This is a genomic window from Streptomyces sp. TG1A-8, assembly GCF_030499535.1.
Classification (GTDB): domain Bacteria; phylum Actinomycetota; class Actinomycetes; order Streptomycetales; family Streptomycetaceae; genus Streptomyces.
The window spans coordinates 3,139,030-3,152,105 of sequence record NZ_JASTLB010000001.1 but is presented as its reverse complement, the minus strand read 5'-3'; the positions used below and the strand labels follow the sequence as shown (position 1 = coordinate 3,152,105).

The window sequence follows — 13,076 nt, the reverse complement described above, 5'->3', positions numbered from 1 at the left end:
TGCGCGGTCGTCGCGGCGCGGCATCGACCGGCTAAGTTGGCCGCACACGGGAACGCGGGCTGGGAGCGGTTGCGCGCGAGGTCGGGAAGGAAGGCGCTGATCTTGGGGAAGGTCGTGCTCGTCACCGGAGCCGCCCGGCAGTTGGGCGGCCGGTTCGTGCGGCGCGTCCAGCGGGACCCGGAGGTGGACCGGGTGATCGCCGTGGACGCGGTGCCGCCGGCGCACCACCTGGGCGGGGCCGACTTCATCCAGGCCGACATCCGGCAGCCCGGGATCGCCCGGGTGCTCGCCGAGACCGGCGCCGACACGGTCGTCCACCTGGACGTGACCGGCACCGCGCTGGCCGGCGGCAGCCGGGCCACGGTCAAGGAGACCAACGTCATCGGCACCATGCAGTTGCTCGGCGCCTGCCAGAAGTCGCCGGCCGTGCAGCGCCTGGTGGTGAAGTCCAGTACGAACGTGTACGGGTCCGCGCCGCGCGACCCGGCCGTGTTCACCGAGGCCACCCCCGCCAAGTCGCTGGCCAGCGGCGGCTTCGCCAAGGACGTCTGCGAGGTGGAGGGCTACGTGCGCGGGTTCGCCCGGCGGCGTCCCGACGTCGCCGTGTGCGTGCTCAGGTTCGCCAACATCCTCGGACCGACCGCGGACACCCCGCTCGCCTCCTACTTCGCGCTGCCCGTGCTGCCGACCGTGTTCGGCTACGACCCGCGCCTGCAGTTCGTGCACGAGGACGACGTCATCGAGGTGCTGCGGATCGCCTCGCGCGAGCCGCGCCGGGGCACCTACAACAGCGGCACCTTCAACATCGCCGGGGACGGTGCGCTGCTGCTGTCGCAGTGCTCGCGGCGGCTGGGCCGGCCCACCGTGCCGCTGCTGCTGCCCGCGCTCACCTGGACCGGCTCCCTGGTGCGTACGCTCGGTATGACGGACTTTTCGCCGGAGCAGATCCGGCTGCTGACCCACGGGCGGGTGGTGGCCACCGACGAGATGCGCCGGACGCTGGGATTCGAACCGAGGTACACGACAGCGGAGACGTTCGCGGACTTCGCGCGCAGCCGGGGGCCCGGGCTGCTGCCGCCGGAGACCCTCGCGGAGGCCGTGGACCGGGTCGCCGGGCTCGCCGCGAAGGCGGGCGGGCACCTCCCGACGCACAGCGCCAACTGAGGAGCGCAGCAACGATGGCGGACGCCAAGGTCATTCCGTTCGACGACGACCGGTCCCGGGGGAGCGCCGCCCAGCGGCCCCCGCGGCGCCGGAGTACGGGGAGCCGGCGCGGTGCCGCGGGCGAGGCCGCGCCGGCCGGCACGGTCCAGCCCCTGCCCACCGGGAACTCCCCGCGAAAGGAGGGCCCCGTGACCGGTGGGGACCGGCCGTCCGCCGAGCCGCGCGGCGGCGGCCTGGAGCGGCGCCTGGCCGGCGGCCTGGCCTTCCTGCGCCGCCGGCTGACCGGGGACTACGAGGTCGACGACTTCGGCTACGACGAGGAGCTGACCGACCAGGTCCTGATGTCGCTGTTGCGGCCGCTGTACGAGAAGTACTTCCGGGTCGAGGTGAAGGGCATCGAGAACATCCCGGCCGAGGGCGGGGCGCTGATCGTCGCCAACCACTCCGGGACGCTGCCGCTGGACGGCCTGATGGTGCAGGTCGCCGTGCACGACCACCACCCGGCCGGCCGGCACCTGCGGCTGCTCGCGGCCGACCTGGTCTTCGCGCTGCCGGTGGTCAGCGAACTCGCGCGCAAGCTGGGGCACACCCTCGCCTGCGCCGAGGACGCCGAACGGCTGCTGGGGCAGGGCGAGCTGGTCGGGGTGATGCCGGAGGGCTTCAAGGGCATCGGCAAGCCCTTCGGCGAGCGGTACAAGCTCCAGCGGTTCGGCCGGGGCGGTTTCGTCTCCACCGCGCTGCGGCAGGGCGCGCCGATCGTCCCGTGCTCGATCGTCGGGGCCGAGGAGATCTACCCGATGATCGGCAACGCGAAGACGCTGGCACGGCTGCTGGGCTTCCCGTACTTCCCGCTGACGCCGACCTTCCCGTGGCTGGGTCCGCTGGGGGCGGTCCCGCTGCCCACCAAGTGGACGATCCAGTTCGGCGAGCCGATCCCGACGGACGGCTACCCGCCGGAGGCGGCCGAGGACCCGATGCTGATGTTCAACCTGACCGACCAGGTCCGCGAGCAGATCCAGCACACCCTCTACAAGCTGTTGGTGCAGCGCAGGTCGGTGTTCTTCTGAGCCGTGCGCGCGGACGACGACGGGGACACCCCCGCTCGGAAGAGGAGTGCCCCCGCCGCCGGTCCGCGGACGCTAGCCGGCGTCCTTGCCGTCGATGTCCAGGCCGGGCAGCAGGCCCGGGAGGAGCGGCGGCAGGGTGACGTCCGGCTCGCTCGTCGGGGACTTGCCGGTGGACGGGGCGCTGCTGCCGGAACCGGGCTTCGGCGGGTCCAGCAGGCCGCCGGTGTTGCCCCCGAGCAGGCCGTCACCGGCATCGCCGGTGGCCGGGGCGCTGGGGCCGCCGGGACTCGCGTGTGTGCCGGAGGACGGGGTGCCGCCGGTGCCGGGCGCGGCCGGCCGGCCGGTGGAGCCGGCGGACGGTGGGCCGGAGCCGTGCCGCTTGCCGTCGCCGCCCCGGACGGGCGGCTGCGGGAGCAGCGACTGCAGCGGAGCGACCTCTTCGTCTATGGCCTCGAAGACCGACGAGACCTGTTCCTTGACGTCGCCGAGCTGCACGGGCAGCTTGTCGCTCAGGGCGCTCCAGGCCTCGCGGTGGGAGCGGGAGAAGACGGAGAGCGCCTGGATGGGGCCGAGGGAGTCGGGGTCGCGTTCGTAGGCCTCGTGCAGCAGGCGGTGGCCCTCGGTGACGTCGTGCTGCATCCCGGACAGGGTGCGGCGGATCTGACCGATGGACTCGTGGTCCAGGTGGCCGCCCCGGCCGCGCTCCATCAGCCGGCGCGCCTCGTTCAGCCGGGTGGAGGCCTGGTCGAGGTAGGTCCGGCCGCGTTCGCCGTCGTCGTCGCTCAGGTGGTTGAGCCGGAAGTCCTCGATGCCGCGTTTGAGGCCGTACAGGGAGTCGCCCGGCAGGGCGTCGCTGCTCGCCGCGGCGACCCCGCCGAAGGCTCCGGCGGCCACGCCGACGCTGAGCCCGCCCGCGGCCAGCCCCTTCGCCAGCCGGGAACGGGGTTGCAGCCTGCCCAGTGGACTCGCCCGGTGCGCACTCCGGCTCCGGGAGCGCTGCTCCGGTACCGGTACGTCCGCCGCCCCGGTCCCCTCCTGGAGCATGGCCTCCATCGCGGCCACCAACCGGGCCCGCTGGACGACCTTGACCTCCGGGTCGAGCTGTGGCCGGGGCAGTGCGCCGAGATCCGCCGTGAGGGCCAGCAGCCGGCCCGGCTCGGACTGTTCCTCGGTGACCGGCGGCGACTGCGCCGGTGCTGCGGACTGCTCGGCCGCCGTGTCCCGGTCGGACTGCTCCTCCAGGGCCTGGGCGAAGGCGTTCGCCCGCCGGTGCGCCGATACGTTCGCGATCACTGGCGGCACCTCCTCTCGTCATGACGGTCGACTCCCCAGGGGATCCTGAGGGTTGTACGTCCCGGACACTTCCACACGATCGGGTGATCGGGGTCGGCCAGGACGTGACCACAGGGAGCCGGTATCCCGCACAACGAGTGGCGCGGCACTTGGGTTACGGACGGCGGATGATCGGATCGGGAAGACGACGAGCCTTCACCGCACGTGAGCCGGGCGTCGCACAGGGTGGCGGACGTCAGCGGGCGTCGTCCGGCAGGAGCCGGGCGAGCGTGCGGACGGCCCGGTACTGGAGTGTTTTGATGGCACCCTCGTTCTTGCCCATGACCCGGGCGGTCTCGGCGACCGAGAGGCCCTGGAGGAAGCGGAGCGTCACGCACTCCTGCTGCTGGGGGTTGAGCCGCCGGACGGCGTCGAGCAGCGCGGCGTTGGAGAGGGACTCCAGGACGGAGTCCTCCGGGGAGCGCTCGACCTCGTTGGCGTCGAGCATCTCGCCGGTGGTGACCTCCAGCCGGAAGCGACTGGACTTGAAGTGGTCGGCGACGAGGTTCCGCGCGATCGTCACCAGCCAGGCGCCGAAGTCACGGCCCTGCCAGGTGAAGGTGCCGATCCTGCGCAGCGCCCGCAGAAAGGTCTCGCTGGTGAGGTCCTCGGCGGTCGCCTTGCCCCCCACCCGGTAGTAGATGTACCGGTACACGATGTCGCTGTACTGGTCGTAGAGGCGGCCGAACGCCTCGGCCTCGCCGGCCTGGGCGCGCTCCACGAGGTCCATCATCCGGGCGCTGTCGCTGTCGGCGGCCGGCCGGCGGGCGGGGGCCGCGCCGGTGGCGCGCCCCCGCCCGCCGACGGCGGCGCCGCCGTCGGCCAGTGCGTAGCACGGGCCGAGAGGCGCGGTGGCGGCGAAGGCCGGGACGGCGTACGCGGGGGGGACACAGCCGCGCAGCGTCTCCTTGACCGTTGCGACCGCCGCGCGCAGCGTAGCCAGGCCCGAGGCGTCAACCCCGACGTGTGAGTACACGGGACTCCCAGAGGCAGAGCTTCCATCACGTGCAGTGCGGGACCGTTCACCCGTCGTGGCGACGGAAGGGGTACCGGAATGCGTCTGAGGAGAATAACGCTTCGTGCAGGGGCTGCTACACCGAGTTGCTCAAATCGTCGATTACGTCGCTTACGTAACCGGTTGGCGCCTGATCGGACGTCGACAAATGATCGCTTGGTGATCGGAACGGGAAGGTTTTCGGTGAACTACGGCGCGTGTTGATGTGGCCACGGCATACTTCGGGCGCGCGGGGCCGGGAGGGGGCCGGTGCGGGCCCGGGTGGTTCGGACCCGGGCGGCGCGGGTCCGGTGCGCGCGGTCCGCGCCGACTCACCGCGCGCCACCCCGCCGGCCGACCGGCACCGCGGGCGGGCGCTACCGGCGGCGGCGGCTCAGGGCGATGGCGGCCGCGGTGCCGCCGGCGACCGCGCCGACGCCGGCCGCCGCCGGGATGCCGACCTTCGCCGCCTTGCGGCCCGTGCGGTAGTCGCGCAGGCGCCAGTCCTTCTCGCGGGCGTGCCTGCGGAGCTTGGCGTCGGGGTTGATGGCGTACGGGTGGCCGACCAGGGACAGCATCGGGATGTCGTTGTGGCTGTCGCTGTAGGCCGCGCAGCGGGCGAGGTCCAGGTGCTCGGCCGCCGCCAGGGCGCGCACCGCCTCCGCCTTCGCCGGGCCGTGCAGGGGCTCGCCGACCAGCCTGCCGGTGTAGACGCCGTCGACGGACTCGGCCACCGTGCCGAGCGCGCCGGTCAGGCCGAGGCGGCGGGCGATCACCTGGGCGATCTCGACCGGGGCGGCCGTGACCAGCCACACCTTCTGCCCCGCGTCCAGGTGGGCCTGCGCGAGGGCGCGGGTGCCCGGCCAGATGCGGCCGGCCATGTACTCGTCGTAGATCTCCTCGCCGATCGTCTCCAGTTCGGCGACGCGGTGGCCCTTGACGATGGAGAGGGCCGAGTCCCGGGCGTCCTGCATGTGCTCGGGGTCCTCGACGCCGGCCAGCCGGAACCAGGCCTGCTGCCAGGCGAACCGGGCGAGGTCGCGGGTCTCGAAGAACTTCCGCTTGTACAGCCCGCGCCCGAAGTGGAACAGCGCGGCGCCCTGCATCACGGTGTTGTCGAGGTCGAAGAAGGCGGCGGCCCTGTCGTCGCCGAGGACCGGGAACACCGGTTCCCCGCGCCGCCCCCGGGGGTCCGCGGCGCGGTTTTGGAGGACTTGCGGGCGGCCTCCGCCGAGGCCTCGCCTGCCAACACGCTCCGCGCCGTGGCGGAGCGCCTACGGGGGGTGAGCCATCCGAGAGCGGCCATGGCGTGAGCATAGCCAGTTTGTTCGGTGGTTCCGGAGCCACGAGGTCGAGAGGGGGTGAACTCCGCGCGACCGGACCGCCGGGGACCGTGGACGGCGGGCGAGAATGGCCGGTATGAGTTCCCTCTTCCGACGTAAGGCGGCCGTCCCGCGTGAGCGGCGGCTGGTCACCCTCGTCCGCAAGCCCGGCTGCCACCTGTGCGACGACGCCCAGGCGGTGGTCGAGAAGGTCTGCGGCGAGCTCGGCGTGCCGTGGGAGGCGAAGGACATCACCCAGGACCGGCGGTTGCACGACCGGTACTGGGAGCAGATCCCCGTCGTCCTGGTCGACGGGGAGCAGCACACCTTCTGGCGGGTGGACGAGGGCCGCCTGCGCAGGGAACTGACCGAGTAGTACAAGGTCGGCCCGCGCGTCGATTAGGATCGATGGCGGTTTTGTCTCGGGGGCGGGATTCACGAGGAGCGTGTCGGTTTTGCCCCCACCTAAAAGACGCGTGACCCCGGTCACGTTGGCCGGGCAAATCGGACACCATCTTTGTGCACGCGTTCACAAAGACATAGCCTGCATTCGACGGGGCGGTCCGGGAACGCATGACCGCCCACAGCCCCGCTCTACCCGCAGGAGCACCGTGGCAACTGGCCGAACACACCGACCGGCGACCCGTGGCCGAGGGATTCCCGAGGCCACCGTCGCCCGGCTTCCGCTGTACCTCCGAGCCCTGACCGCACTGTCGGAGCGCTCGGTGCCCACGGTCTCCTCCGAGGAGCTGGCCGCGGCGGCGGGGGTCAACTCCGCCAAGCTGCGCAAGGACTTCTCCTACCTGGGCTCCTACGGAACGCGCGGTGTCGGCTACGACGTGGAGTACCTCGTCTACCAGATCTCCCGCGAGCTCGGCCTGACCCAGGACTGGCCGGTCGTCATCGTCGGCATCGGAAACCTCGGCGCCGCCCTCGCCAACTACGGCGGGTTCGCCTCGCGCGGCTTCCGGGTCGCCGCGCTGATCGACGCCGATCCCGCGATGGCCGGCAAGCCCGTCGCCGGCATCCCCGTGCAGCACACCGACGACCTCGAGAAGATCATCAAGGACAACGGCGTCTCGATCGGCGTGATCGCGACCCCGGCCGGTGCCGCGCAGCAGGTCTGCGAGCGCCTGGTCGCCGCCGGGGTCACCTCCATCCTGAACTTCGCGCCGACCGTGCTGTCCGTCCCGGACGGCGTCGACGTGCGCAAGGTCGACCTCTCCATCGAGCTGCAGATCCTCGCCTTCCACGAGCAGCGCAAGGCCGGCGAGGAGACCGCCGCGGGCGACGGCGCGCTGCCCGCCGCCACCCCCCGCGGGGCGTCCGCCGACCAGGGACCCGACGGGGACGTGCCCGCCGTGATGCCGGCATGAGCCTCCTCGTCGTCGGACTGAGTCACCGCAGTGCCCCCGTCAGCGTGCTGGAACGGGCCGCGCTGAGCGCGGACGCCCAGGTCAAGCTGGTGCAGGACACGGTCGCCGCCGAACCGGCCACCGAGGCCGCGGTGCTGGCCACCTGCAACCGCATCGAGCTGTACGCCGACGTGGACAAGTTCCACGCCGGTGTCGCCGAGCTGTCCACGCTGCTCGCCCAGCACAGCGGGGTCGGCCTGGAGGAGCTGACGCCCTACCTGTACGTGCACTACGAGGACCGGGCCGTCCACCACCTGTTCTCGGTGGCCTGCGGTCTGGACTCGATGGTCGTGGGCGAGGGGCAGATCCTCGGCCAGATCAAGGACGCCCTGGCCAAGGCGCAGGACCAGCACTCGGCGGGCCGCCTGCTGAACGACCTGTTCCAGCAGGCCCTGCGGGTCGGCAAGCGCGCCCACTCCGAGACCGGCATCGACCGCGCCGGCCAGTCCCTGGTCACCTTCGGCCTGGAGCAGCTGGCCGCGGGCGGCGACGTCCGGACCTGGGCGGCGGGGCGCAGGGCGCTGGTCATCGGCGCCGGGTCGATGTCCTCGCTGGCCGCGGCGACCCTCGCGCGCGCCGGGGTCGCCGAGATCGTCGTCGCCAACCGCACCTTCGAGCGCGCCGAACGCCTGGCCGGGATACTCACCGAGGGGGACGACACCTCCGCGGCCGCCCGCGCGGTCCGGATGGACGACGTGGCGGCCGAGCTGACACGTGCCGACGTCGTCGTCTCCTGTACCGGCGCGACGGGACTGGTGCTCACGGCGCAGGCCGTCGCGCAGGCGGTCGAGGGCCGCACCACCGGCCGGCCCGTCGCCGACAGCGGCCCCGCGGACGCACCGGCCGCTCCGATCGCTGCGGGGCCGCCCACGGGCGCCGGCACCGACGAGAACTGCCCGCTGGACCTGGCCGCCGTCCAGGGCGCGACCGGCTTCTCCGTGCTCGGCGAGGCCGCCGTGGCCGGCCTGGACGCCGCCACCCTGGAGCAGCACGCGGCCTGGGTCGACAACGGCACGGTGGACCGCCGCGAGCGCACCGCCCCCGAGGCCGACGCCGAGCTGATCACCGCGCTCGCCGCGACCGTCGCCACCGTCGGCCGCGTCCCCGAGCGCCGCAGGCCCGAGCCGGTCGCCGGCTTCGCGCGCCCGGCGCCCTCCCTGTTCCTCCTCGACCTCGCCATGCCCCGCGACATCGACGCGGCCGTGCACCGGCTGGCCGGGGTGCGGCTGGTGGACATCGAGTCCCTCGCCGAGGCCTCCGCGGACGCCCCGATGGCGGCCGACGTCGACCAGGTGAGGCGTATCGTCTCCGACGAGGTCGCGGCCTTCGGCGCGGCCCAGCGGGCGGCGCACATCACCCCGACCGTGGTCGCGCTGCGCACCATGGCCGCCGACGTCGTCGCGGGCGAGATCGCGCGGCTCGACGGCCGCCTGCCCGACCTGGACGAACGCCAGCGCGGTGAGATCCGGCAGGCCGTCCACCGGGTCGTCGACAAGCTGCTGCACGCACCGACCGTGCGGGTCAAGCAGCTCGCGGCCGAGCCCGGCGGCGCCGGGTACGCGGACGCGCTGCGCACCCTGTTCGACCTCGACCCCGAGACGGTGGCCGCCGTCTCCCGGGCCGGGGACAGCACAGACGAGAAGGACCGACCGGCATGAGTGAGAAGGCTTTGAGACTGGGGACCAGGCGCAGCAAGCTCGCCATGGCCCAGTCCGGGCAGGTGGCGCAGGCCGTCGGCCGGGTCACCGGGCGGCCCGTCGAGCTGGTCGAGATCACCACGTACGGCGACGTCTCGCGCGAGAGCCTGGCGCAGATAGGCGGCACCGGCGTGTTCGTCACGGCACTGCGCGACGCGCTGCTGCGGGGCGAGGTGGACTTCGCGGTTCATTCGCTCAAGGACCTGCCGACCACGCAGCCCGCGGAACTCGTCCTGGCCGCCGTACCGCGGCGCGAGGACCCGCGGGACGTGATCGTGGCCCGGGACGCGCTGAAGTTCACGGACCTCCCGCGCGGCGCCCGCATAGGCACCGGCTCGCCCCGCCGCATGGCGCAGCTGAACGCGTACGCGCGCGGCCACGGACTGGACATCGAGACGGTCCCGATCCGCGGCAACGTCGACACGCGGATCGGATACGTCCGCGACGGCCGGCTGGACGCCGTCGTCCTGGCCGCCGCCGGACTGAACCGGATCGGCCGGATCGACGAGGCGACCGACTTCCTGTCGGTCGACACGGTTTTGCCCGCCCCCGGCCAGGGGGCCCTGGCGATCGAGTGCGCCGCGGACCACGCGGACCTCATCGCGGCGCTCGGCGAGCTCGACGACCCGTCCACGCGGGCCGCCGTCACCGCCGAGCGGTCACTGCTCGCCGCCCTGGAGGCCGGTTGCAGCGCACCTGTGGGCGCGCTGGCCGACCTGCTGGACGACGGGCAGTTCGTCAAGGAAATGCGCCTGCGCGGCGTCGTCGGCACGACCGACGGCACCCGCATGGTGCAGCTGTCCACCACCGGTCCCGTGCCCCAGACGCACGACCGGGCTACGGCACTCGGCCGCGGACTCGCCGCCGAGATGCTCGCCCAGGGCGCGGCCGGTCTGATGGGGGAGCAAGCACAGTGAGCCCCACCACTCTTCCCGCCGCCGGTCCCGAACACGGGCACGTCACCTTCCTGGGTGCCGGACCCGGGGATCCGGGACTGCTGACTCTGCGCGCCGTGGAGGCGCTGTCGAACGCGGACGTCCTGGTCGCCGAGCACGACGTGCTCGACGTGATCCGGACGCACGCCCGGCAGGGCGTGTCCGTCGTGCCGACGGACACGGACTCGGGCCCGCTTCCGGGCACGGGTACGCCCCAGCTCACGGTCGTCGACGGCGCGTCAGCGACCACCGCGGTCCCGGCCGTCGCCCGGGATGCCGCCCATCTTGTCATGGAGGCCGCGCGGGGCGGCAGGCGGGTCGTACGTGCGGTGTCCGGGGACCCCGGGCTCGACACCTACGCGGCCGGGGAGATGCTCGCCTGCGCCGCGGCGGGCGTCCCCTTCGAGGTCGTCCCCGGTGTCGCCGCCGCCGTCGGCGTCCCCGCGTACGCCGGTGTGCCGCTCAGGGACGCGCACGGCGCGGACGTCCGCTTCGTGGACGCCCGCACCGCCTCCGACCGCTGCTGGACCGAGGTCGGCGCATCCGACGGCACCGTGGTGGTGTCGACGACGCTGGACTCCGTCGCCGCCGCCGCGGGCGAACTGGTGTCCTCGGGTCGCAAGCCCGACACCCCGTTGACGGTCACCGTCGCCGGTACGACGACCCGCCAGCGCACCTGGACGGCGACGCTCGGCACGATCGCGCAGAAGCTGAAGCAGGCGAAGGCGCTGCCGTCCCCCGAGGGCGGCCGGCCGGTGATAGCCGTGGTCGGCGAGCGTCCCGCCGCCGCCTGGCGCGACCAGTTGTCGTGGTTCGAGTCCAAGCCGTTGTTCGGCTGGAAGGTGCTCGTGCCGCGCACGAAGGAGCAGGCGGCTTCGCTCTCCGACCAGTTGCGGTCCTACGGCGCCGTGCCGCACGAGGTCCCGACGATCGCGGTGGAGCCCCCGCGCACCCCGCAGCAGATGGAACGGGCGGTCAAGGGCCTGGTGACCGGCCGCTACGAGTGGATCGCCTTCACGTCGGTCAACGCGGTGAAGGCGGTGCGGGAGAAGTTCGAGGAGTACGGCCTCGACGCCCGGGCCTTCGCGGGCATCAAGGTGGCCGCGGTGGGCGAGCAGACCGCGAAGGCGCTGGTCGCGTTCGGCGTGAAGCCGGACCTGGTGCCCAGCGGTGAGCAGTCGGCGGCGGGCCTGCTGGAGGACTGGCCGCCCTACGACCCGGTCTTCGACCCGATCGACCGCGTGTTCCTGCCGCGCGCCGACATCGCCACGGAGACCCTGGTCGCCGGTCTGATCGAGCTGGGCTGGGAGGTGGACGACGTCACGGCCTACCGGACCGTGCGGGCGTCGCCGCCCCCGGCCGAGACCCGCGAGGCGATCAAGGGCGGTGGCTTCGACGCGGTGCTCTTCACGTCCTCGTCGACGGTCCGCAACCTGGTCGGCATCGCGGGCAAGCCGCACAACGTGACGGTGATCGCGTGCATCGGCCCGGCGACGGCCAAGACCGCGGAGGAGCACGGCCTGCGGGTGGACGTCATGGCCCCGGAGCCGTCGGTGCACAAACTGGCGGAGGCCCTGGCCGACTTCGGCACGAAGCGGCGCGCCGCCGCGCTGGAGGCGGGCGACCCGGTGACCCGGCCCAGCGAGCGGCGGCCGGGGGCGCGCAGGCGGCGGTCGACGACCTAGCGGAACGGCGGAGGGGCCCCGGTCACCGGGGCCCCTCCGCCGTTCCGCCGTGCCGTCACGGGATGCGTGCCGTCTCCCTGACCACCACGTCCCGGAAGCGGTGCGGGGGGCGTCCGGTGAGGCGGTGGACGGTGTCCGTGACGCGGTCCTCGGCCCTCTCGGCGATCGTGCCGTCCAGGTCGGCCAGCAGCGCGGCGAACTTTGGCGGCAGGCCGGCCGCCTCCGCCAGGCGGTCGCGCAGCTGCTCCCGGGTCAGCCGGAGGTGGGTCACGGGCCGTCCGGTGACCTCGCCCAGGATCGCGGCGACGTCGTCGTGGCTGAGGGCCTCCGGTCCGGTCAGGACCAGGTCGGTGCGGGGCGCCCGCTCGTCGGTCAGGGCGCGCACGGCGACGGCGGCGATGTCGTCGGCGTCGACGAAGCCGACGCGGCCGTCCCCGGCCGCGGTGGCGAAGGCGCCGTGCTCGCGGACCGAGACGGCGTGCAGGTGGCCGCCGGTGAAGTTCTGCATGAACCACGAGGGGCGCAGTACCGCCCACTCGTCGAACAGGCCGGGCAGCGCCCGGTGCACCGCGCCCACCGCCGGGCCGCCCTCGGGGACGGCCGAGGAGCTGAGCAGGACCGCGCGGCGCACGCCGAGGCCGCGGGCCCGTTCCAGGAAGGGCAGCATGGCGGCGGCCGGGTCCGGGTCGCCCACGGGCGGGACCAGGTAGAGGCGGTCGGTCCCGGTGAGGGCGTCGTCGAAGCCGGCGGGGTCGTACCAGTCGAAGCGGACCGCTTGCGCGCCCGGCACCGGGGTGCCCCGGCGGCTGGCCGCCCGGACGCGGTGGCCGGCGGCGAGGAGCCGGGCGGCGGTGCGGCTGCCGGTGGTTCCGGTGGCGCCGACGACCAGGGTGGTGCCCTCGGAGGCCGGCGAGGAGCCGGCGGGGGCGGGCGCGCCGCCGGTGGTGGTCATCGGGCGCTCCCCGTGAAGTCGAGGCCGGGCTCCTGCACGGCGAGCGGGTTCCAGTAGTCGCGGTAGGCGGTGATCAGGCCGTCCCGGAAGGTCACGACGGCGACGTACGTCATGTCGAAGGGGCCGCCGGTCCGCACCAGGCGGCCGACGCCGCGCATCTCGACCACGATCGTCCCGGGGTCGTCGGTGCGGTGGACGCGCAGGTCGGGGAAGTCGCGCAGGTCGATGTGGTCGGGATAGCCGCGCATGTAGGCGGCGACGGCCGCCCGGCCCTCCAGCCGCCGGGGCCAGCCCTCGGGCGCGAACGGGAACTCCATGACGCCGTCCTCGGCCCACAGGGCGACCCAGGCGGGGATGTCCTTGTCCAGCAGCAGGCGCAGGCCGTGGCGGAACAGCTCCTCCGGTGAGGTGAGGGTGGTCGTGGGCATGGGGGATCCTTCCGTCACGTAAAATGCGGACCGACGGTCCGGTTAATGAAACAATACGGACCGACGGTCCGGTTCGCAAACGGAG

At 73.5% G+C, this 13,076-nt stretch carries 11 protein-coding genes and 1 pseudogene; 7 read left to right on the top strand and 5 right to left on the bottom strand.

Translation table 11 applies throughout. The features are described from left to right. The first annotated feature begins 102 nt into the window (after nt 1-102). A complete protein-coding gene (locus QQY24_RS13570; RefSeq protein ID WP_301972954.1) occupies nt 103-1,164 on the top strand; it encodes an NAD-dependent epimerase/dehydratase family protein in 1,062 nt (353 codons plus the stop codon). Nucleotides 1,165-1,178: 14 nt separating this feature from the next. Beyond that, nucleotides 1,179-2,231 carry a lysophospholipid acyltransferase family protein gene (locus QQY24_RS13565; RefSeq protein WP_301972953.1) on the top strand — a complete coding sequence of 351 codons (1,053 nt, stop codon included), beginning with the start codon at nt 1,179-1,181 and terminating at the stop codon, nt 2,229-2,231. Between the two features lie 72 nt (nt 2,232-2,303). Here the strand turns inward: QQY24_RS13565 and QQY24_RS13560 are convergent, their stop codons facing one another. From QQY24_RS13560 to QQY24_RS13550, 3 genes and pseudogenes are all read right to left on the bottom strand, one after another. Next, nucleotides 2,304-3,524 carry a DUF5667 domain-containing protein gene (locus QQY24_RS13560; RefSeq protein ID WP_301972952.1) on the bottom strand — a complete coding sequence of 407 codons (1,221 nt, stop codon included), beginning with the start codon at nt 3,522-3,524 and terminating at the stop codon, nt 2,304-2,306. A gap of 235 nt (nt 3,525-3,759) precedes the next feature. After that, on the bottom strand, nt 3,760-4,539 hold the full coding sequence (locus QQY24_RS13555) for an ECF subfamily RNA polymerase sigma factor, BldN family (RefSeq protein WP_301972951.1): 780 nt from the start codon (nt 4,537-4,539) through the stop codon (nt 3,760-3,762). Between the two features lie 395 nt (nt 4,540-4,934). Continuing rightward, a pseudogene (locus QQY24_RS13550) lies at nt 4,935-5,863 on the bottom strand (HAD family hydrolase). A gap of 104 nt (nt 5,864-5,967) precedes the next feature. Between QQY24_RS13550 and QQY24_RS13545 the strand changes: the two are divergent. The 5 genes from QQY24_RS13545 (at nt 5,968) to QQY24_RS13525 (ending at nt 11,611) form a co-directional block, all read left to right on the top strand. After that, nucleotides 5,968-6,255 carry a glutaredoxin family protein gene (locus QQY24_RS13545; RefSeq protein ID WP_301972950.1) on the top strand — a complete coding sequence of 96 codons (288 nt, stop codon included), beginning with the start codon at nt 5,968-5,970 and terminating at the stop codon, nt 6,253-6,255. 235 nt (nt 6,256-6,490) lie between these two features. Beyond that, on the top strand, nt 6,491-7,255 hold the full coding sequence (locus tag QQY24_RS13540; protein WP_301972949.1) for a redox-sensing transcriptional repressor Rex: 765 nt from the start codon (nt 6,491-6,493) through the stop codon (nt 7,253-7,255). Continuing rightward, nucleotides 7,252-8,952, top strand: coding sequence for a glutamyl-tRNA reductase (locus QQY24_RS13535; RefSeq protein WP_301972948.1), 1,701 nt, complete (start codon nt 7,252-7,254; stop codon nt 8,950-8,952). The genes QQY24_RS13540 and QQY24_RS13535 overlap by 4 nt, the downstream gene beginning before the upstream one ends. Further along, on the top strand, nt 8,949-9,908 hold the full coding sequence (gene hemC, locus QQY24_RS13530) for a hydroxymethylbilane synthase (RefSeq protein WP_301972947.1): 960 nt from the start codon (nt 8,949-8,951) through the stop codon (nt 9,906-9,908). The genes QQY24_RS13535 and hemC overlap by 4 nt, the downstream gene beginning before the upstream one ends. Next, nucleotides 9,905-11,611, top strand: a complete 1,707-nt coding sequence (locus QQY24_RS13525; RefSeq protein ID WP_301972946.1) for a bifunctional uroporphyrinogen-III C-methyltransferase/uroporphyrinogen-III synthase — start codon at nt 9,905-9,907, stop codon at nt 11,609-11,611. The genes hemC and QQY24_RS13525 overlap by 4 nt, the downstream gene beginning before the upstream one ends. 55 nt (nt 11,612-11,666) lie before the next feature. Here the strand turns inward: QQY24_RS13525 and QQY24_RS13520 are convergent, their stop codons facing one another. Continuing rightward, nucleotides 11,667-12,563: an NAD(P)H-binding protein gene (locus tag QQY24_RS13520; protein WP_301972945.1), complete on the bottom strand. Its 897-nt coding sequence runs from the start codon at nt 12,561-12,563 to the stop codon at nt 11,667-11,669. Continuing rightward, a complete protein-coding gene (locus QQY24_RS13515; protein WP_301972944.1) occupies nt 12,560-12,991 on the bottom strand; it encodes a nuclear transport factor 2 family protein in 432 nt (143 codons plus the stop codon). Before QQY24_RS13515 ends, QQY24_RS13520 begins: the two co-directional genes overlap by 4 nt. Nucleotides 12,992-13,076 lie beyond the last annotated feature (85 nt).